Genomic DNA, 20,353 nt, shown 5'->3' on the forward strand with positions numbered 1-20,353 from the left:
TTGAGTGCCTTGTCGGCCATCTTGCGGATAGGACGCAAGGGATGATCTTGAGGAACTCTGGCTTCCGGGGATACATAGCTGAACAACATCTGTTGGTGGGTGTCGGTTCCGCGCATGTTTTCCTCAATGTTTATGAGTTATTCTAACTGGTTACAGAATACATTGAGCGGATTAAAAAGTCTCGATATTTGATGAGTTTTTCAACAGCCTGCTAATTATCTATCATGCAGCCACTCTCGTCTTGATCTCGTCCAGGGTGGGCTTGAGGTCCTGCTGGATGAGGTCAAGATCATAGGTGTGCTGGAGGTTCAACCAGATATGCGGACCTGTGCCAAACCATTTCCCGAGCCTCAGTGCGGTCTCGGCGGCGAATATTCGGGGTCAGACCACGTTTGCAAATACTTCTTTTCTGTATTGTTCTCATCGCTGGATTATTGCTTGTCCGAATAAACGTGGTCTGTCCCTGATTTCTCGCTGATTTCTCGTTCTATTCCTCTAGAAAGAAATCCGAATCTATTTTCTTTATTTCATAGATGTCCAGAGCAGAAACGCCCAAATTGTAGTCGATCATCAAATCAACCAATCGACCGCCATCGATGAGCACCACTTTGGGGTCGATGGTGGAAACATACTGCTCGGCATCCTTGGTGAATGTGCCGGTGGTGATGAACACACCTTTCTTGGCCCGTTGACCGTGCAAGGCGCCGACAAATTTCTGGATCTCCGGGCGCCCGACAGAACCTTGACACCGTTTGGCCTGAATATAGATCACGTCAAGACCAAGCTTGTCCTCCTTGATAATGCCGTCGATCCCTTCATCCCCGCACCGGCCCAAGGCCTGCCCTGCATCTTTGATGGAACCACCATAGCCCATCCTGACCAGAAGCTTAACAACCAAGTTCTCAAAAAATTCCGGTGAATTCATTTTGATCTGCGCAAGAAGTTCATCCGCCAGACTGCCGCGCAATTCCTGATAGGCCTTTTCAAAAATTTCCTCCGGAGTGGCTGTTCTTTCTTCTTCACGCGAGGTATCGGCTTGTTCCCCTTGTTTATTGCCCGCCTGATGGAATGATGCAAACTCAGGAAACTGTTTCAGTTCTTTAACCCGCAGGCTTTGGGGCTTACCGGCCAACACTTCTTTTCCTCTATCAGAGATACGAAAAATCCCACGCTTCGGGCTTTCGAGAAGCAATGCTTTGGAAAGATATGCCTTAGCCCATGCTACTCGGTTTTTGAAGGTAGTCTGCTTGCCGCTGGGGAGCATCTCCCTTAGGTCGTCATCGGCCAGTTGGAAATGCTTTGCCATGGCGTCATATGCTTCATTTGAACTATGAATTTTTTCATCCCCGGCAAACTGTAGCAATGGCAGGAAAAAGGCTTGGAAGTCAGGAATGGGCATTTTTATTGCTCGCTGTCTGAAGGATTGGAATTCCGGGGAACTTATCTCCCGAAAAGATTGGGGAAATTTCAAAGAAAGGCGCGATAGTCGCAGCCAAGGGCACGGGCCATCTTCCTGGCGTTTTCCTTGCCGATGGTTCGCTTGCCGTTCTCCATTTCGGAAATATGCCGCCTTGGTATCCCTGCCAGTTTGGCAAGCTGCTCCTGGCTGAGGCTGTTTCGGTGGCGAAGACCTTTGAGATAGACCCCGCCAGGATTGCTATCAAGCTCCGGGTTGAGCATGGAAGCGGGGATGCTTTCCGCTTCTTCCGTTACGCCCGTTTCACGGGCCAGTTCGCGCAGGCGCTTGATTGCCGCCGGTGGCCCGACAAAGCGGACGCTTTCAGTATGGTGCTTTTTCGTGCGTACCAACATAAATGAACTCCACGAGTCGAATTTCGCCGTCTTTTTCTTACCAGACCGCAACATAAGTAGGGTGGCCCTTTTTCAGGTGACAGTGGTGGACCCCATCCCCCAATCTGGAATAGTTGGGCCAGTCGCCGCGCACTGGTCCGGATCGGCGGATGTCCAAGGTCAGCGCGTCCAGAATCGCTTGGATTCGCACCGGCAGCCGACTTCGCTGCTTTACCGCTTTTCGATTATAGACAACTGTCCATTGCATGTTAGTGTACTCTTTTTTAGTACATCGTCAAGGGGCGACAGGTGATTTTTGCAGGTTTTTTGGGGGGTATGGGCTTGGCATACTGCTATTCCCGAGATTATTAGGGTCTTGGCCGATAACGGCTGGAGCAAGACAAGTGATTTTGGCATCTTTCCCCCAGCATGGAGCATGCAAAAGGTGTAAAGAGATAGCCCGCGTTTGTCAAAGTATTTTTTATGTTAGGCCATACAGGAGCAGGGGGGATACAGAGGAAACGGCCCGTCTTGTTTGACAAAATCGCCTGCGAAGTGTAGTCATATCGCAAAGTCCTTGGCCTATCCGCCACAAGAACAACGCCGGATGACGGTGATCATGCCCCCATTTGATTTCAAAGAATTTCTCCCAACCGTCCCCTTGCAGCCCGGCGTCTATCTGATGAAGAGCCGGGCGGATGAGGTGCTCTATGTTGGCAAGGCCAGGGAGCTGCGCAAGCGGCTCTCTTCCTACGCTCGCATTGATCAGGCACAGCACGGCAAAACCGCGATGCTGCTCTCCCAGGTGCGCGTAATCGAGACCATTGTCACCAATACGGAAAAGGACGCCCTGATCCTGGAATCCGCGCTGATCAAGCAGTACCGGCCCAAGTACAATGTTATTCTCCGCGACGACAAGAGTTACCCGCTGCTCAAGGTGACGGTGCAGGAACAATGGCCCAGGCTGGTGATGACCCGGCGGCGCGTTAAGGACGGAGCCCGCTATTTCGGCCCCTTTTCCTCTCCCTCGGCCATGTGGGAGACTATCCGCTACCTCAATTCGCTCTTCCCCCTGCGCCGCTGCAAGGAAAAAAGCCTCAAGCCCAAGTCCCGGCCCTGCCTCAATCACCAGATGGGCCGCTGCCTTGCCCCCTGTGCGGACAAGGTCAGTGGTGAGGAATACCTGGAGCTGGTCAATAATATCCTGCTGGTGTTGGAGGGAAAGAATCAGCAACTGGTCAAGGAGCTGTCCCGGAAGATGGCGCAGGCTGCGGCGGAATTGCGCTTTGAGGAGGCGGCTCAGTTGCGGGACCGGATCAATTCCCTGAACAAGACCCTGGAAAAGCAGCAGGTGGTGGCAACCCACACCAGGGATCAGGATGTGCTGGGCTTTGCCCGCCAGGAGGCTTCCGTGGCCGTGGCCCTGCTTTTTATCCGTAAGGGGGTGATCACCGGCCAGCAGGCTTTTTTTCTCGCCGAACCGGTGGGCACGGACCCCGAGGTGCTGAACGAGGTGCTCTCCCGGTTTTATGGCGAGGAGGGGCGCTACCTTCCCCAGGAGATTCTGCTGCCCTTTGCCGGCACCGATGATCCTTTGCTGGCGGAATGGCTGAGCGAACAGCGGGGCGGCTCGGTGACCATTGCCTGCCCGCAGCGGGGGGACAGGGTGCGCTTGCTGGAGATGGCCGAGGCAAATGCCCGGCAGGTCTTGGTTGCGAGGAAAACACGGCAGACCTCCTGGCAGGCCCTGGCCGGGGGGCTGCAAAAGGGTCTCGGCCTGGCGAGGCTGCCGGAGCGGATTGAGTGTCTGGATATCTCCAATCTGGGTGGCAAGCAGGCAGTGGGTTCTCTGGTTTGTTTTGTCGGGGGCGAGATGGCCAAGAATCGCTATCGCCATTATGGAATCCATACCGTGGAGGGACCGGACGATTACGCCATGATGGCCGAGGTGTTGGCCCGGCGTTTTGCCAAGGGGCTGGCGGAAGGGGATATGCCCGATCTTCTCCTGGTGGACGGCGGCAAGGGCCAGCTCGGCGTGGCCATGCAGGCCTTGGCCGATCTCGGCATTCCAGGCACGGTCGAGCTGGCCGGCATTGCTAAGGAAAAGGCAGAGGAGGGGGAGAAACTGTACCGGCCAGGGCGGAAAAACCCGATCATTCTGGACCGCCATTCCCCGGTGCTCCTCTATCTCATGCGGATCAGGGACGAGGCGCACCGGTACGGCATAACCATCCACCGGAGATTGCGGGGCAAAGAGAGCCTGACCTCAGCCTTGGAACAGATCCCCAGGGTGGGCAAGGCGCGGAAGGAATTGCTGCTGCGGGAAATCGGCAGCATGCATCGGTTGGCCCAAGCAAGCGAGGCGGAACTTGGGGCGGTGGCTGGCATTGGCCCGGCCCTGGCTGCTCAGATCTGGGCGCATCTGCATGGTGGGAAAAAATAAGGGGAAAGGTGCAAGGAGAAAGGCGCAAGGCGGAAGCCCAAGGATTATTGTTGCTTTTTGACCCCTGAAAAACTAAATTGCTGAGTTCTGTAATGGATCAGCATTTTTCGGTTGAAAAATTGCAGAATGCAAAAAAGTCCCCTCTCCCCCTGCGGGAGAGGGCTAGGGTGAGGGGGAAGGTGCAGGCTGTGAGGCTGTTGGCAAGTTCACCCACCCCCCAGCCCCCTCCCGTCGAGGGAGGGGAGTTTAAAGAACGATGAACTGGAATGGCGTGTGCGGGCGGGATGTTCGGCTGCCGCACGATCCGCCTCTTTTGCTTTGATTGCCGGGAGAAAATACTATGTGGGAATATACGGATAAGGTTCGGGATCATTTCATGAATCCCCGGAATGTGGGCGAGATCGAGAATGCGGACGGGATCGGCGAGGTCGGCTCCCTTGCCTGCGGCGATGCCCTGACCCTCTATTTTAAGCTGGACGAGACCGGCAAGATCGCCGACGCCAAGTTCAAGACCTTTGGCTGCGCCAGCGCCATTGCCTCTTCCTCTGCGCTTACCGAGATGATCAAGGGGATTCCCCTTGAGGAGGCGGAGAAGATTACCAACCAGGACATTGCCGAGTATTTGGGCGGCCTGCCCAAGGAGAAGATGCACTGTTCGGTCATGGGCCGCGAGGCTCTGGAAGCCGCCATTGCCTACTATCGCGGCATTCCCCTGCCCATGGCGGAAGGGGAGGTGGTCTGCGAATGCTTCGGGGTCACCGACCTTGAGGTGAAGCGGGCCATCGAGGAAAACAAGCTCCAGACCGTGGAGGAAATCACCAACTTCACCAAGGCGGGCGGCGGCTGCGGCAAATGCATCCCCCGCCTGGAAGAGATCCTGCGGGAGGTTCGGCATGAGGCGAAGCCGCTGATTCTTGACCAGCGGCCAGGGAGGCTTACCACCCTCCAGAAGATCAAGCGGATCGAAGAGGTGCTCGAACGCGAGGTCCGTCCCGCCCTGCGCAAGGATGGCGGCGATATCGAGTTGATCGACGTGGATGGGGATTTCGTCATCGTCTCCCTGCGCGGGGCCTGCGGCACCTGCAAGAAATCGCAGACCACCCTCAAGGAATACGTGGAAAAGAAATTGCGCGAACAGGTGCTGGACACCCTGATCGTCGAGGAGGGGAAATAATGAACACGGTGTATATGGACAACAACGCCACCACCCGGGTTGCTCCGGAGGTGGTCGAGGTCATGCTCCCCTATTATTCCGACCTGTACGGCAATCCTTCCAGCATGCACACCTTTGGCGGCCAGGTGGGCAGGGCGGTTGAAGAGGCCCGGGGCAGGATCGCCTCGCTGCTTGGCGCCCGTCCCGATGAGTTGATCTTTACCAGTTGCGGCACTGAAAGTGACTCCACCGCCATTCTCTCCGCCCTGCAATCCTTCCCGGAAAAGCGGCACATCGTCACCACCCGGGTCGAGCATCCGGCCGTGAAAAATCTCTGCGAGAGCCTGGATAAACTCACCGGCCACAAGCACCGGATCACCCAGTTGCCGGTGAACAGCGACGGCACTTTGGATCTGGCGCTCTACGAAGAGAGCCTCAGCGACGAAACCGCCATTGTCAGCGCCATGTGGGCCAACAACGAGACCGGGGTCATCTTTCCCATCAAGGAAATGGCTGAGATCGCCAAGAGCCGAGGCATCCTGTTTCACACCGACGCGGTGCAGGCGGTGGGGAAAATTCCCATAAACCTGTCACAAGTACCGATTGATTTCCTTTCGCTTTCCGGGCATAAACTACATGCCCCCAAGGGAATCGGCGTTCTCTATGTCCGCAAGGGCACGCCTTTTGTCCCCTTTATCATCGGCGGGCACCAGGAGCACGGCCGCCGGGGCGGCACGGAAAACGTCGCCTCCATCGTCGGTCTGGGCAAGGCGTGCGACATGGCGGCCAAGCAGATGCAGGATGAAAATACCCGGGTGAAGGCGCTGCGGGACAAACTGGAGGATGGGCTGCTGGCCAGTATCCCCCATGCCCTGCTCAATGGGCACAAGACCTTGCGTTTGCCCAATACGACCAATATCAGCTTTGAGTATGTGGAAGGCGAGGCGATTTTGCTCCATCTCGATCGCTTCGGGATCTGTGCTTCCTCCGGGTCCGCCTGCACCTCCGGGTCGCTGGAGCCTTCGCATGTGATGCGGGCCATGGGCGTGCCCTTTACCGCGGCGCACGGCTCGATCCGTTTGAGCCTCAGCGTGTACAACACCGAGGCCGAGGTGGATTTTGTCTTGGAGAAATTGCCCCCGGTCATTGCCCAGCTCCGCGAGATGTCGCCGTTTTGGAAAAGCGAACATAAGGGCAAGATCGGCTCCAGTCAGTGCAAATGCAGTTGTTCCTAATAGAAACGTGATAAGGATAACACCATGAAGGTTATACCGGCTTCGTTTCAGATACTTGAGGAACTGGACCGCCAGTCCCTGGCTGTGCGCATCGAGGCGTGCGGGCGTTTGTGCTACAAATCCGAGGACAAGATCACCGAGGATTCGGCTGAACCTTTTATAAAGGGAATTGTCAAGCATGGCCATAATTCGGTCATGGAGATGGCGGCTCTGACTCTGCGGGTTGAGGTTGACAGCGAATCCCTGGTTGCCCAGTTTTTGAGCGTGATCCCGAAATACATTCAGTTTGATCGGCTGGAAAAAAAGGTGCTGCTCATCTCCGGGACCATCCGCGCTTTCCGCGAGCTGGCCCGCGATCACGGCAAGATCAAGTTGATCAAGGGGATGGCCGGGTATCTTGCCGAAATGTATCCGCTCTTCTTTTTTGACCTGGCCCCGAAACGCGGCTGGCTCCCCCAAGACGGGGTGGTAGTCACCGGGCTTTCGCTTACCGAGGTTGATGGGCTGTCCGCGGATCTTTTGGCCAAGCACCGCCATGTGGCGGTACGGATCATCACCAACCGGGCCGTGACCCATGAGATTGTCCGGCACCGGCCCTGTTCCTATTTGCAGGAAAGCCAGCGCTATTGCCGCTATGCCGATGACAAGTTCGGCAACGAGGTCACCTTTATAGCCCCGATGTTTTTCAGCGAGGGGAGCAAGGAATACAAGCTCTGGGAAAAGGCCATGCTGGACACGGAGAAGATCTATCTCAAGCTCCTGGCCACCTCGTCGCCCCAGGCCGCCCGCACTGTGCTGCCCAACTCCTGCAAGACCGAGATCATCGTCTTTGCCAATCTGCTGGAGTGGCTGCATATCTTCAGGCTGCGGACCCCCAAGAATGCCGAGCCGTCCATGCGCGAGGTGATGATCCCCCTTGCCAAGGCTTTTCAGGAGCGATTCCCGGCTGTTTTCGCGGATGCCTCCTTTGCCACGGAATAGAAAATCCGGGGTGCACGGCTGAAGTCTGCGCCCCATGTTTTTGTTGATACAGAAGAAATCGAGAACAACTTACTTCAAGAAGGAGAAAGAGATGGCTTTTGATGCTGTGAACATGGCGGATTGGCAGATTTCCGAGGCTGCCGAAAAGAACATGCCCACCCCTGAGGAGTGGCGAGACAAATTAGGGCTCGAGAAAGACGAAATTCTCCCCATGGGCAGGTTGGCAAAGCTCGATTTTCTTAAAATTATCAATCGCCTCAAAAACAAGCCGGACGGCAAGTACATCGAGGTAACGGCGATTACCCCGACGCCCCTGGGTGAAGGCAAATCCACCACCTCCTGCGGCTTGATGGAAGGGTTGGGCAAGCGTGGCAAGAATGTCGGCGGCGCCCTGCGCCAGCCTTCCGGCGGCCCGACCATGAACGTCAAGGGGACCGCGGCAGGTGGCGGCAACTCCCTCTTGATCCCGATGACCGAGTTCTCTCTGGGCCTCACCGGCGACATCAACGACATCATGAACGCCCACAACCTGGGCATGGTGGCCATGACCGCCCGCATGCAGCATGAGCGCAACTACAACGATGAGCAGTTGGCCAGGTTGACCGGCATGCGGCGGCTGGATATCGACCCCACCCGGGTGGAATTCGGCTGGATCATCGACTTCTGCGCCCAGGCGCTCAGAAACATCGTCATCGGCCTCGGCGGCCGGACGGACGGCTACACCATGCAGTCCAAATTCGGCATCGCCGTGGGCTCGGAACTCATGGCCATCCTCTCCATCGCCACCGACCTGGCGGATTTGAAGGAACGGATCAACAACATCACCGTGGCCTTTGACAAGAGCGGCAAGCCGGTAACTTGCCGCGACCTGGAAGTGGGCAATGCCATGGCCGCGTTCATGCGCAACACCATCAACCCGACCCTGATGTGCACTGCTGAGTACAACCCCTGCCTGGTCCACGCTGGACCGTTTGCCAACATCGCCGTCGGCCAGTCTTCCATCATTGCCGACCGGGTTGCCCTGAAACTCTTTGATTACAACATCACCGAGTCCGGCTTTGCCGCTGATATCGGCTTTGAGAAATTCTGGAACGTGAAATGCCGTTACTCCGGCCTCAAGCCGCATGTTTCGGTCCTCACCGCCACGATCCGCGCCCTGAAGATGCACGGCGGCGGCCCCAAGGTTGTTCCGGGCAAGCCCCTTGATGACGCCTATACCAAGGAGAACGTCGGGCTGGTCGAAAAGGGCTGCGAGAACATGGTCCACCTGATCAATGTCATCCGCAAGGCCGGCATCAACCCGGTGGTCTGCATCAACCGCTTCTATTCCGACACCGACGAAGAGTGCAGGGTTGTGCGTCGGATCGCCGAGGCAGCCGGGGCCCGTTGCGCCGAATCCAAGCATTGGGAGCTGGGCGGCGACGGAGCGCTTGAGTTCGCCGATGCGGTCATCGACGCCTGCAACGAAGAGAACGACTTCAAGTTTCTCTACCCGCTGGAGATGAAGCTGCGCGACCGGGTTGAGATGATCACCAAGGAAGTATACGGCGGCGACGGGGTTGATTGGTCTCCCGAGGCTTTGACCAAGGCCAAGATGCTGGAGAGCGATCCCCAGTATGCCGACTATGCCACCATGATGGTCAAGAGCCACCTGAGCCTGAGCCATGATCCGACCCTCAAGGGCGTGCCCAAGGGATGGCGTCTGCCGGTTCGGGACATCCTGATCTATTCCGGCGCCAAGTTCCTCTGCCCATGCGCGGGAACGATCAGCCTGATGCCCGGCACCAGCTCGAATCCGGCCTTCCGCCGTATTGACGTCGATCCGGAATCAGGGAAGGTTTCAGGGTTGTTCTAGTAACCGTTTACACATCGTTTCATCCGACACCGGTCACAGGACGCACGTCTTTTGACCGGTGTTTTTTTTGCAATGTATGCAGAAAAAATGTAATTGCTTACAAATGGCCTTCATCTGACAAAGGCACCGTCTTGATCCCGTTACCCTTTTTTGTTTGTTCGGGACAGATATGCTTGTCAGTAGTAGCCAGGATATAGTATCTAAATATTAGGTGATTTTTTCCGTGTATAACACCATTCCAGGGTAGCTCGCATCCATGGCAGAAGCAGACAAATCAAATTTGCGTTCCACGGTAAAGGATCAATCCGGAGCCGGGAAGATCAAGATCGGCGAACTGCTGCGCAAGGCCGGGCAGATCAGCAGCTACCAGCTTGATGAAGCCCTGGCCGCCCAGAAAAAATCCGGCGGCCGGTTGAGCAGCATCCTGTTGCGCCTCGGTCATATTGAAGAATCCACCATCGTCAGTTTTCTGAGCCGGCTGCACAACTATCAGTCCGTTGTCATCAGCCGTGAGCCCCCCAAGCCGGAAGTCCTGAAGATTCTGCCCTACGAGATTGCCAAGAAATATCTGGCTTTTCCCCTGCGGCAGATCGGCAAATCCCTCCAGGTCGCCATGGCCGAGCCCACGGATACCGGGGCGGTGGAAAGTTTGCAGGCGGCGGTCAAAATGCCGCTGACCGTCTGTGTCTCCACCGAAAAGGACATCGTTGACGCCTACAAGGCCTATTACAAAATCAGCGACGAGGAGCATCAGTCTTTCTTTACTTCGGTGGGCGCCGAAGACAAGGACGAGGAGCCGGTCACCCAGATCGACGACTTCGGCACCCTGGCCTCCGAGGCGGCCGACGGCATGGAGATTGCCTCGCTGGAAGACGAGACGGGCGGCGATCAATATTCCGCCTCGGACGCCCCCATTATTAAGCTGGTCAACGGCATCCTGCTCAAAGCGGTCAACGACGGCGTGAGCGATATCCACATCGAGCCCTACGAGAAAACGCTCCAGGTGCGCTACCGCATGGACGGCTCCCTGTACAAGTCCATGAACCTGCCTCTGTCGATCAAGAACGCCCTGAATTCCCGGATAAAGATCATGTCTCAGCTCGATATCACCGAGCGGCGGGTGCCCCAGGACGGTCGGATTCGGATTAAACTGGGACGCAACCGGGCTGTTGACTTCCGGGTTTCCTCGCTGCCCACCCTGTTTGGCGAGTCCATCGTTCTGCGTATTCTCGACAAGGGCAGCCTCAATGTCGATCTCACCAAGCTCGGCTTTGAGAAGGAAACCTTTGCCACCCTCCAGCGCTGTATCGAGCGGCCCCAGGGCCTGCTGCTCGTTACCGGCCCCACGGGTAGCGGCAAGACCGTAACCCTCTATTCGGTGCTCAATTCGCTCAACAGCGAGGACACCAAGATCCTCACCGCCGAGGATCCCGTGGAATTCAATTTCAAGGGGATCAACCAGGTCAACGTCAAAAAAGAAGTGGGCATGACCTTCCCCGCGGCGCTCAAGGCCTTTCTCCGGCAGGACCCAGACATCATCATGGTCGGCGAGATCCGGGACATGGAAACCGCCGAGATTGCCATCAAGGCGGCCATGACCGGCCATCTTGTTTTCAGTACCCTCCACACCAATGACTGTCCCGCCACCATCGGCCGTCTGGTCGATATCGGCATTCCTCCCTTCATGCTGGCCTCCGCGGTCACCATGGTTCTTTCCCAGCGGCTGGCGAGAAAGCTCTGCGTCCATTGCAAGGAGGAGGTGCCCAAGCCGCCCAAGGAAGAGCTTATTGCCTTGGGGTTCAAAGAGAAGGATTTTGAAAAGGATTTTGTCATCTATGGCCCCAAGGGATGTGCGAAATGCAACGGCGGCGGCTATAAGGGCAGGGTCGGTCTTTTTGAGCTGATGGAGATCACCGATGAGGTGGCCAAGGCGATCAGCGCCGAGGTGCCCGAGGATCAGCTTCGCAAGATCGCCGTGCAGGAAGGAATGACCCCCCTGCGCCGGGCCGGGGTGAAAAAGGTCATCGAAGGGGCCACCAGCATCGAAGAGATCCTGCGGCGCACCGTCATCACCGAAGAGAGTCTGCCCGCCTATCTGGTGCATCCGGATATCGAGGAGTACGATGACGGGGATTTCATCATCCGGCAGAACAACAACGACATCGATTTCTTTAAACTGGTCACCGGCGCGGTATCCGTAATAAAGGATGGCAAAAAGATCGCCGAGATCACCGAGCCGGGTGAGTATTTCGGCGAGATGAGCGCCATTTCCGGGGAGCCCCGGTCCGCCTCCATCACCTCCAAGGGACGCTCCAAGATAAAGCGTTTTCCCGGCGATAAGCTCCATGAGGTTATTCAAAAATATCCGGAGGTGGCCAACCATCTTTTTAAGACCGTTGTCAACCGCTTGAGCCAGGCGAACAATATCATTGTCAAACTGGCCAGCGATCGGGCAAAAAAGCCGGAATGATAGGGCGATAACTTCCTGTATCGCCTTTCCCCCTGCAATTATTCCTTTCCCCTCGCTTTTTTCTTCTATTTTCCGCCGGAAAATGTATAGTACAGGGCTTTTTACAAGTATATCTACCTATTGAAATATCGTGTCAAGTTGGGTAGTTTTGTCAGCTCTGATCGCTATTTTTGCCTTGCCCGCGCCGTCCTTTTTTGATGGTGTTTGTCCGGGAGGCGGGGCAGCGGGTCTTTTCCGGCGCTATACGCATTAAAAATGATATCCATAACTTTTTGATATAAGGAGATAATGAATGAGTGCCAAGATTATCAGCGGGACCGAAGTTGCCAAAGCCATTCGCGAAGAGTTGAAGATCGAGGTCGCCGAGCTTAAGGAAAAGCATGCGATTGTTCCCGGTCTTGTGACGATCCTGGTGGGGGAAGACCCGGCCTCTCAGTCTTACGTGAGCGCCAAAAACAAAACCGCCCACGCCCTTGGCATTCATTCCGAGCAGGTAACCCTGCCCGCCGACACCAGCGAGCAGGATCTGCTGGCCACGGTGGAAAAATACAACAAAGACAAGAACATCCACGGCATCCTTGTGCAGTTGCCCCTGCCCAAGCATATCAACGAAACCAATGTGCTGTATGCCATTGATCCGGCCAAGGACGTGGATGGCTTCCATCCGGTGAACGTGGGCAAGATGGTGCTGGGCGAGGAGTGTTTTCTGCCCTGTACGCCCCATGGCATCCTTGAGCTGCTGACCCGCAGCGGCGTTGAGACCAGCGGCGCCGAGGTGGTGGTCATCGGCCGCAGCAACATCGTCGGCAAACCCATCGCCAACCTGATGCTTCAGAAGCGCAAGGCAGGCAACGCCACGATCACCCTCTGCCACACCCGCACCAAGGACATGGCCGCCCATTGCAAGCGGGCCGACATCATCATCGCCGCGGTCGGCGTGCCCAAGATGGTGACCGCTGACATGGTGAAGGACGGGGTGGTGGTAATCGATGTCGGCGTCAACCGGATCGGCAAAACCGCGGACGGCAAGGCCATTCTCGCCGGCGATGTGGATTTTGATGCGGTAAAGGAAAAAGCCTCGTATATTACCCCTGTTCCGGGCGGGGTCGGACCCATGACCATCACCATGCTGATGAAGAATACCGTACAGGCGGCCAGGCAGATTGCAGGCGTAAAATAAACTACAACATCCAACGGTAACTGTTCAGCAGTGCCGCAGATGCGCGTGTCAATCGTCGGCAGCAGTGCCGACCAAGAGGTCTGCGAAGTGTGCTGGTGCACATGAGCAGGCCGATGACAAAGCAGATGTGGTGCTGCTGAACAGTTACATAGCGAACCCAAGATGCTGAGGACACACGATGGCGATCAAACGAAATGGATGTGAAGGATGCGCGGACATCACCTGCGTTTCCACGCAACAGATTCTCTCCCAGGATATAGCCAAGAACGTCAAGACCGGCTATGACCGCGTCAAAGCGCGGGGGATGTCGGCCTGCCTTTTCGGCTCCGGCGGAACCTGTTGCCGCAACTGCAATATGGGCCCGTGCCAGATCATCGACGGCGTGGAAGACATGCTCGGCATCTGCGGCGCCAATGCCGATACCGTGGCGGCCAGGAATTTCGCCCGTACCGTGGCGGCCGGTTCCGCAACGCACACCGACCATGCCCGGGAGATGGTGAAAGGCTTCATCGAGGCGGCCAAGGGTGAAGGTTTGCACCAGATCAAGGATGTGGCCAAGCTGAAAAATCTGGCCGAGATCTTCGGTATCGTCACCGAAGGGCGCGAGGTAAAGGATATCGCCATTGAGCTTGGCGAGAAGGCCCTGGCCGAATTCGGCAAGCAGGATGACGCGCCGCTTTCCATGTTGAAACGGGCCACGCCGAAACGGCAGGCCCTCTGGCAGAAGCTCGGCATCGCACCCCGCGGCATCGACCGCGAGGTGGTGGAGATGATGCACCGCACCCACATGGGCGTTGACCAGGAATACGAAAACATCATGCTCCAGGCCTCCCGCACCGCCTTGTCCGACGGTTGGGGCGCTTCCATGCTTTCCACCGAGTTGACCGACATCATGTTCGGCACCCCGGTGCCCCGCCGCGCCATCGTTGATCTTGGCGTATTGAAGACCGATCAGGTCAACATCACCGTGCACGGGCATGAGCCCTTGCTGGCCGAGGCTTTGTGCATCGCGGCCCAGGATCCGGAGATGCTGGAGCTGGCCAAGAAGCAGGGGGCCAAGGGCATCAACCTCGCAGGCGTCTGCTGCTCCGGCAACGAAATCCTCATGCGCCGCGGGATTCCGGTGGCCGGAGGTTTTGTTCAGCAGGAGATGGTCATCGCCACCGGCGCCGTGGAGGCGATGGTGGTCGATGTCCAGTGTGTCATGCAATCCGTGGCTGAGGTGGCCAAGAGTTTTCATACCGACATCATCACCACCAACTACCGGGCCAAGATGACCGGCGGAATTCACATCCAGTTCGAGGAGCATGAGGCCCTCGATTCCGCCAAGAAGATCCTGACCCACGCCATCAAGAACTTCAAGAAGCGCGGCAAGTGCTTCATCCCCCAGGAAACCAAGATGGACGTGGTGGTGGGTTTCAGCCATGAAACCATCAATACCATGTTGGGCGGCCGTTTCCGCGCCAGCTACCGGCCCTTGAACGACAACATCATCAATGGCCGCATCCGCGGGGTGGCCATCATTGTCGGCTGCGACAACTTCAAGCTGGCGGACGACACCCATGAAACCATCGTCAGGGAGTTGCTGAAAAACAACATCCTCGTCCTGGCCACGGGCTGCGCCGCAACCTCTCTGGGCAAGGCCGGGCTGCTCAATCCCGAGGCCGCTCGTTTCTGCGGCGACAGCCTGAAAGAGGTCTGCGAGACCGTGGGTATGCCGCCGGTATTGCATATGGGTTCTTGTGTCGATAACTCCCGGATCCTCATCGCCGCCACCGAGATGGTGCGACAGGGCGGTTTGGGCGATGATATCTCCGATTTGCCCGCCATCGGCACCGCTCCTCTGTGGATGAGCGAAAAGGCCGTGGCCATCGGTCAGTACTTCGTGGCCAGCGGCGCCCAGGTTGTCTTCCAGAATCTGCCTGTGACCGGGGCCAAGAATTTCAACAAGTATCTCACCGAAGGGCTGATGGGCCAGGTGGGGGCGCATTGGAATATCGCTTCGGAACCCTTGGAGATCGCCCGGATCATGATCGAAAAGATCGAGGCAAAGCGCGACGCCCTGGGCATCAACAAGAAGAAAGAGCGTGTCCTCTTCGACATGGATATGCGTCGTGATCTTGGCGGCGGCGGGTTGAAGGACGTTGGTTGCCACGGCCCGAGCGCGTCTTGATCTTTTTTTGATAGAGTGTGCTTTTTTTTAGAAGCAAGAATTAAGGATAAGGATCGTAACCGATGAAATCGGGAAGCCGTTTAGAACGGATTTTAACATCAGGAGAGTTCGCCGTAACCGGCGAGCTGGGGCCGCCCAAGAACGGCAATGCCGAACATGTTCGGGAAAAGGCCCGGCTGCTGAAGGGAAGTGTTGACGCCGTCAACATCACCGACTGCCAGACCGCCATTGTCCGCATGTCCAGCATCAGCGCCGGTCTGCTGACCCTGGCCGAAGGGGTTGAGCCGGTCATCCAGATGACCTGCCGCGACCGCAACCGGATCGGGATGCAGAGCGATATCCTCGGCGCCGCCGCCCTGGGGCTCAAGAACCTGCTCTGCCTAACGGGCGACCACCAGAAGTTCGGCAACCATCCCGGCTCCAAGGGCGTCTTTGATATGGACTCCATCCAGCTCTTGGGCATGGTCAAGACCATGCGGGATGAGAAGAAATTCCAGTGCGGCGAGGTGATCAAGTCGCACGAGCCCAAGCTGTTTCTCGGCGCGGCGGCAAACCCTTTTGCCGGGCCGTCCGAGCAGTTCCGGGCCGCGCGGCTGGCAAAAAAAGTCGCCAATGGCGCTGATTTTGTCCAGACCCAGATCATCTACAATGTGGAACGCTTTGCCAGATTTATGCAGGCGGTCCGTGATCTCGGCCTCCATAAAAAAGTCCACATCCTGGCCGGGGTTACCCCGCCCAAATCCGTGGGCATGGCCCGTTACATGAAGAGCTCCGTGCCGGGCATGGATGTCACCGATGAGGTGATCAAGCGGATGCAGGGGGCCAAGGACAAGGAAGACGAGGGCATCAACATCTGTGTTGATATCATCCGCCAGGTCCGGGAGATAGAAGGGGTGGCCGGGGTGCATATCATGGCCATCGAATGGGAAAGCGCCGTGCCGGAGATCGTCAGCCGGGCAGGGCTTGCCACCCGGCCGGTCTTTGTCGACGAGCCGGTTGCCCTTGCGGCGCCGGTTTCGGCCATCGAGGTTCGGACCACGGTGGCCGGGGGTGAGGAAGGTGATGCTGTCCTGGCGGCAGCCAAGGTTGAGGCAGAAAAAATTATCGCCGCGGCCAAGGCGGAAGCCGCCCAGTACCGTGCGTCAGCCACGGCCGGGACCAGCGGTGCCGGTACGGTTGATCAGGCAAGGATTGAAATAGAAGAAGCAGGAGAGGATGCGATGAACGAAAAAGAACGGCAGATGGCGCTTGACTCGGTACGTCTCGGTCTCGATGCGCTGAAAAAGGCCTACGGCTTGTCGGACGATCAATTTGATGCGCTGGTGAAATTTGCCGGGGCAGAGGCTATTCTCAAGCGCGAGCCGTTGCTCGCCGTTCCTGCTTCTCCGGCCCCAGCCCCAGTTGCGCAGGCAGCTCCGGCTGCACCTGCGCCGGTACCGGACGAGAGCGCGGCCAAGAAAGCTGCCGAGGCTGCGGCCGCGGATGAGGCCAAAAAAGCGGAAGCCGCCAAGAAGGCAGCCGCCGACAAGGCTGCGGCAGAGGCGAAGACAGCCGAAGCGGCGAAAAAGGCAGCCGAGGCTGCGGCCGCCGACGAGGCGAAAAAGGCGGAAGCCGCCAAGAAAGCCGCCGCTGACAAGGCTGCGGAAGCGGCCAAGAAACCCGCCGCGCCCGAGGCGAAGAAGGCTGCCCCGGCAGCTTCCGCTGCTGCGGTTGGCGCGGCGGAACTCGCCTGCGAAAAAACGCCCCTGAGCGAACGGGCTGCCAAGGTTCCCGAAGCCTCCTACAAGCAGGCATACACTGGCGCCATCCGCGAGACGGCTCTGGGCGAAGGGCCAAGCGGCATTAAGGTGGGCGGTTCAAACACCCTGTCGTTCCATCTCTTTGAAGGAACCATGGGCAACAGCCCCAAGATCGCCTTTGACGTGCTTGACGTGAAACCCGATGAATGGCCGGACTCCCTGGCCCGTCATTATCAGGACGTTTTGGACAATCCCGTGGCCTGGGCCCAGAAATGCGTCAAGGAATACGGCGCCGACGCCATCTGCATCTCCATGGTCAGCACCGACCCCAACGGCCTGAACCGGCCCGCGGGCGAAGCGGCAAAAGCCGCGGCCGAGGTGGTGAAAAGCATCGAGGTGCCGGTTATTGTCTGGGGTTGCGGCAACGGCGAAAAGGACACGGAAACCCTGCGGGAGATCACTTCACTGATCGGCGACAAGAAGGTGTGTCTGGCTCCGCTTTCCGACAGCAACTACCGGGCCATCGGCGCCACGGCCATGGCCTTCCAGTATCCCATGGTCGCTGCCTCGCCCATCGACGTGAACCTGGCCAAGCAGCTCAACATTCTCCTTGAGAACCTCGGGGTCTCCCTGGATTCCGTGTTGATCGACCCCTCCATCGGCGCGCTGGGCTACGGCATCGAGTACACCTACTCGGTCATGGAGCGGATTCGTCTTGCCGCCCTGACCCAGAAGGACGAGAAGCTGCAGGTGCCCTTTATCTGCAACCTGGGCCGTGAGGTCTGGAAGGCCAAGGAATGCCGGTTGCCCTCCGACGAGATGATCGGCGACCAGGAGACCCGGGGTATTCTCATGGAGGCCATCACCGCTTCCTGCATGCTGATGGCGGGCGGCGAATTGATGATCATGCGGCATCCGAGGGCGGTTGCTCTGACCAAGTCGCTGATCAATGGACTCATGGGATAAATATCTGAAATTGTGCATTTATCGACTGTAATGCTGAAAAGCCTCACAGGGTTAAAGAGGAGATTACAAAATGTCTAAGATCATCTATTCAGCCGCCATCCGCGGGGCTCACAAGATTGTTGATATGGCGGAAGCGAAGTTCGAGGAGGTCCTCAAGAAGTACGGGCCAGAGCAGGAGGTGCATTTCCCGAACACCGCCTATTTCCTGCCGATTATTTACAGTATGCTGGGCGCCAAGGTGCAGAATCTGGGCGACATGAAGGATATCTTCAAGGAATGCCGCACTCTGCTGCCCGAACAGGTGAGCGAGAACATCTGGCTGCCGTACCTTGCCCCGGCCCTTGATGCGGGCATGGCCACCTTTTTTGCCGAGGAGATGTACGAGGCCATCCGGTATCTTGAGACCCCGGATTTCTACACCAAGACCGAGGATCCGCTGGAGAACAATATCTGGCTGGGCGCTGCCGACGACGTTATCTTCCGCAAGCGCGGCGTTGAGTTTGTAGACGGCACCGCGCCCGGTTTTGCCGTGATCATGGGCACTCCGGACAACAACGAGATTGCCTCGAAGATCGCCCTTGAGCTCCAGGAGAAGAATCTTTATATCTTCATGCACGACCAGTCCAACGGCAAGAACATGGCCGAGCGCCTGATTGAAAACAAGGTGCAGGTCGGCTGGAACACCCGTCTGGTGCCCTTTGGCAAGAGCTACACCTCGGCGGTATTTGCCATCGGCTTTGCCTGCCGCGTGGCCATGGCCTTCGGCGGCATCAAGCCCGGCGACTACAAGGGCAACCTGATCTACAACAAGGACCGGACCTTTGCTTTTGTCATGGCCTTTGGCCCGGTTTCCGACGAGTGGTACGCCAACGCGGCCGGCGCCATCAACTGGGGCTTTCCCACCATCTCCGACTACGATATCCCCGAGATACTGCCCACCGGGATTTGTACCTACGAGCACGTGGTCAGCCAGGTGCCCCACGAGGAGATCGTCCAGAAGGCCATCGAGGTGCGGGGGCTGAAGGTCAACGTCACCAAGATCGATATCCCCTTGTCCTTCGGCCCGGCCTTTGAGGGCGAGCGTATCCGCAAGGACGATCTGTTCATGGAATGCGGCGGCGGCAGAACCTCGGGGGTTGAGGTTCTGGTTTCCAAGGATATGTCCGAGGTGGAGGACGGCAAGGTCACCGTCGAAGGGCCGGACATCAAGGATCTCCAGGTGGGCCAGAATGTGCCCCTCGGCATCCTGGTCGAGGTTGCCGGGCGCGGCATGCAGTCGGACTTCGAGCCCATCCTCGAGCGTCAGTTCCATCACCTGATCAACTACATCCAGGGCATCATGCACATGGGCCAGCGGAACATCATGTGGCTCCGGATCGGCAAGGCCGCGGTGGAAAAGGGCTTTTCCTTCTCCCACATCGGCAAGGTGCTGCACGGCAAACTGCATCAGGAGTTCGGCGCCATTGTCGATAAGATCCAGGTCAAGATCTACACCGAACTCGACAAGGTGGAAGAGGTTCAGGAGCTGGCCCGCAAGGTCTATGCCGAGCGCGATGAGCGTTTGGGCTCCATGACCGACGAGACCGAGGAGATCTTCTATTCCTGCACCCTGTGCCAATCCTTTGCTCCGAGCCATGTCTGCGTTATCACCCCGGAGCGGATCGGCATGTGCGGCGCCTACAACTGGCTGGACGGCAAGGCCTCCTACCAGATCAACCCCACCGGCCCCAACCAGCCGATCCAGAAAGGCGACTGCCTGGATGAGAAGCTCGGCCGCTTCAAGGGGATCAACGATTTCGTCGATCAGACCTCCCGCGGGGCTGTAACCGATCTTGCCTTGTACTCCCTGATGAACAGCCCGATGACCGCGTGCGGCTGTTTCGAAGCCATTGCCGCCATGCTGCCCCAGTGCAACGGGATCATGGTGGTCAACCGCGATTACAGCGGCATGACGCCTTCCGGGATGAAGTTTACTTCCTTGGCCGGCATGGCTGGCGGCGGTGCGCAGACCCCTGGTTTTATAGGGGTTTCCAAGCATTTCATGACCAGCCCCAAGCTCTTTGTCGCCGAGGGCGGCCTCAAGCGCATGGTCTGGCTGCCCAAGATGATGAAGGAAGAGATCAAGGACAAACTCATCGAGCGTTGCAAGGAAATCGGCATGCCGGAGTTTTACGACATGATCGCCACCGAGGAGAACGGCACCACGGAAGAGGAAATCCTCGCCTTCATGAAGAAGGTCGGTCATCCGGCTCTTGAGATGGAAGCGATTGTTTAAAAAAAGATAGGTTTAAGGAGAAAGGTGCAAGGTTAAAGGCGAAAGCGCAACATCATGTTCACGCTTCTATCTCCTCGACCTTGTGCCTTTAA

General features: G+C 57.4%; 12 protein-coding genes and 1 pseudogene. 10 read left to right on the forward strand and 3 right to left on the reverse strand.

What is annotated here, in order from left to right; all coding sequences use genetic code 11:
• From MWR57_RS07185 to MWR57_RS07195, 3 genes and pseudogenes are all read right to left on the reverse strand, one after another.
• Window positions 1-116: pseudogene (locus MWR57_RS07185) on the reverse strand (IS5/IS1182 family transposase); the annotation flags it as partial.
• Between the two features lie 371 nt (window positions 117-487).
• On the reverse strand, window positions 488-1,399 hold the full coding sequence (locus MWR57_RS07190) for a restriction endonuclease (protein ID WP_423124122.1): 912 nt from the start codon (window positions 1,397-1,399) through the stop codon (window positions 488-490).
• A 68-nt stretch (window positions 1,400-1,467) separates the two neighbouring features.
• Complete coding sequence (locus MWR57_RS07195; RefSeq protein WP_423124123.1) at window positions 1,468-1,812, reverse strand: helix-turn-helix transcriptional regulator; 345 nt, start codon at window positions 1,810-1,812, stop codon at window positions 1,468-1,470.
• 598 nt (window positions 1,813-2,410) lie between these two features.
• Here MWR57_RS07195 and uvrC point away from each other — a divergent pair.
• The 10 genes from uvrC (at window position 2,411) to acsB (ending at window position 20,261) form a co-directional block, all read left to right on the forward strand.
• Window positions 2,411-4,234 carry an excinuclease ABC subunit UvrC gene (gene uvrC, locus MWR57_RS07200; RefSeq protein WP_423124124.1) on the forward strand — a complete coding sequence of 608 codons (1,824 nt, stop codon included), beginning with the start codon at window positions 2,411-2,413 and terminating at the stop codon, window positions 4,232-4,234.
• 340 nt (window positions 4,235-4,574) lie between these two features.
• A complete protein-coding gene (nifU, locus tag MWR57_RS07205) occupies window positions 4,575-5,408 on the forward strand; it encodes a Fe-S cluster assembly protein NifU (RefSeq protein WP_423124125.1) in 834 nt (277 codons plus the stop codon).
• Complete coding sequence (nifS, locus tag MWR57_RS07210; RefSeq protein WP_423124126.1) at window positions 5,408-6,622, forward strand: cysteine desulfurase NifS; 1,215 nt, start codon at window positions 5,408-5,410, stop codon at window positions 6,620-6,622. The genes nifU and nifS overlap by 1 nt, the downstream gene beginning before the upstream one ends.
• 24 nt (window positions 6,623-6,646) lie before the next feature.
• Window positions 6,647-7,603 (forward strand): FAD-dependent thymidylate synthase, encoded by a 957-nt coding sequence (locus MWR57_RS07215; RefSeq protein WP_423124127.1) that lies wholly within the window; start codon window positions 6,647-6,649, stop codon window positions 7,601-7,603.
• 91 nt (window positions 7,604-7,694) lie between these two features.
• Window positions 7,695-9,458, forward strand: a complete 1,764-nt coding sequence (locus MWR57_RS07220; RefSeq protein ID WP_423124128.1) for a formate--tetrahydrofolate ligase — start codon at window positions 7,695-7,697, stop codon at window positions 9,456-9,458.
• Between the two features lie 256 nt (window positions 9,459-9,714).
• Window positions 9,715-11,928, forward strand: coding sequence for a type IV-A pilus assembly ATPase PilB (gene pilB / locus MWR57_RS07225; protein WP_423124129.1), 2,214 nt, complete (start codon window positions 9,715-9,717; stop codon window positions 11,926-11,928).
• Window positions 11,929-12,220: 292 nt separating this feature from the next.
• Window positions 12,221-13,108 carry a bifunctional methylenetetrahydrofolate dehydrogenase/methenyltetrahydrofolate cyclohydrolase FolD gene (gene folD / locus MWR57_RS07230; RefSeq protein ID WP_423124130.1) on the forward strand — a complete coding sequence of 296 codons (888 nt, stop codon included), beginning with the start codon at window positions 12,221-12,223 and terminating at the stop codon, window positions 13,106-13,108.
• Window positions 13,109-13,286: 178 nt separating this feature from the next.
• Entirely contained in the window at window positions 13,287-15,281 is a 1,995-nt protein-coding gene (cooS, locus tag MWR57_RS07235) for an anaerobic carbon-monoxide dehydrogenase catalytic subunit (protein WP_423124131.1), read from the forward strand.
• A gap of 62 nt (window positions 15,282-15,343) precedes the next feature.
• Window positions 15,344-17,986, forward strand: coding sequence for an acetyl-CoA decarbonylase/synthase complex subunit delta (locus tag MWR57_RS07240; protein WP_423124132.1), 2,643 nt, complete (start codon window positions 15,344-15,346; stop codon window positions 17,984-17,986).
• 70 nt (window positions 17,987-18,056) lie between these two features.
• Entirely contained in the window at window positions 18,057-20,261 is a 2,205-nt protein-coding gene (acsB, locus tag MWR57_RS07245; protein WP_423124133.1) for an acetyl-CoA decarbonylase/synthase complex subunit alpha/beta, read from the forward strand.
• Window positions 20,262-20,353 lie beyond the last annotated feature (92 nt).

The organism is Hydrosulfovibrio ferrireducens (genome assembly GCF_046883345.1).
GTDB classification, from domain to species: domain Bacteria; phylum Desulfobacterota; class Desulfobulbia; order Desulfobulbales; family Desulfurivibrionaceae; genus Thiovibrio; species Thiovibrio ferrireducens.

Coding starts and splice junctions, on each gene's coding strand:
- MWR57_RS07190 (WP_423124122.1), bottom strand. CDS start 1,399: ATGCCCATTCCTGACTTCCAAGCCTTTTTCCTGCCATTGCTACAGTTT.
- MWR57_RS07195 (WP_423124123.1), bottom strand. CDS start 1,812: ATGTTGGTACGCACGAAAAAGCACCATACTGAAAGCGTCCGCTTTGTC.
- uvrC (WP_423124124.1), top strand. CDS start 2,411: ATGCCCCCATTTGATTTCAAAGAATTTCTCCCAACCGTCCCCTTGCAG.
- nifU (WP_423124125.1), top strand. CDS start 4,575: ATGTGGGAATATACGGATAAGGTTCGGGATCATTTCATGAATCCCCGG.
- nifS (WP_423124126.1), top strand. CDS start 5,408: ATGAACACGGTGTATATGGACAACAACGCCACCACCCGGGTTGCTCCG.
- MWR57_RS07215 (WP_423124127.1), top strand. CDS start 6,647: ATGAAGGTTATACCGGCTTCGTTTCAGATACTTGAGGAACTGGACCGC.
- MWR57_RS07220 (WP_423124128.1), top strand. CDS start 7,695: ATGGCTTTTGATGCTGTGAACATGGCGGATTGGCAGATTTCCGAGGCT.
- pilB (WP_423124129.1), top strand. CDS start 9,715: ATGGCAGAAGCAGACAAATCAAATTTGCGTTCCACGGTAAAGGATCAA.
- folD (WP_423124130.1), top strand. CDS start 12,221: ATGAGTGCCAAGATTATCAGCGGGACCGAAGTTGCCAAAGCCATTCGC.
- cooS (WP_423124131.1), top strand. CDS start 13,287: ATGGCGATCAAACGAAATGGATGTGAAGGATGCGCGGACATCACCTGC.
- MWR57_RS07240 (WP_423124132.1), top strand. CDS start 15,344: ATGAAATCGGGAAGCCGTTTAGAACGGATTTTAACATCAGGAGAGTTC.
- acsB (WP_423124133.1), top strand. CDS start 18,057: ATGTCTAAGATCATCTATTCAGCCGCCATCCGCGGGGCTCACAAGATT.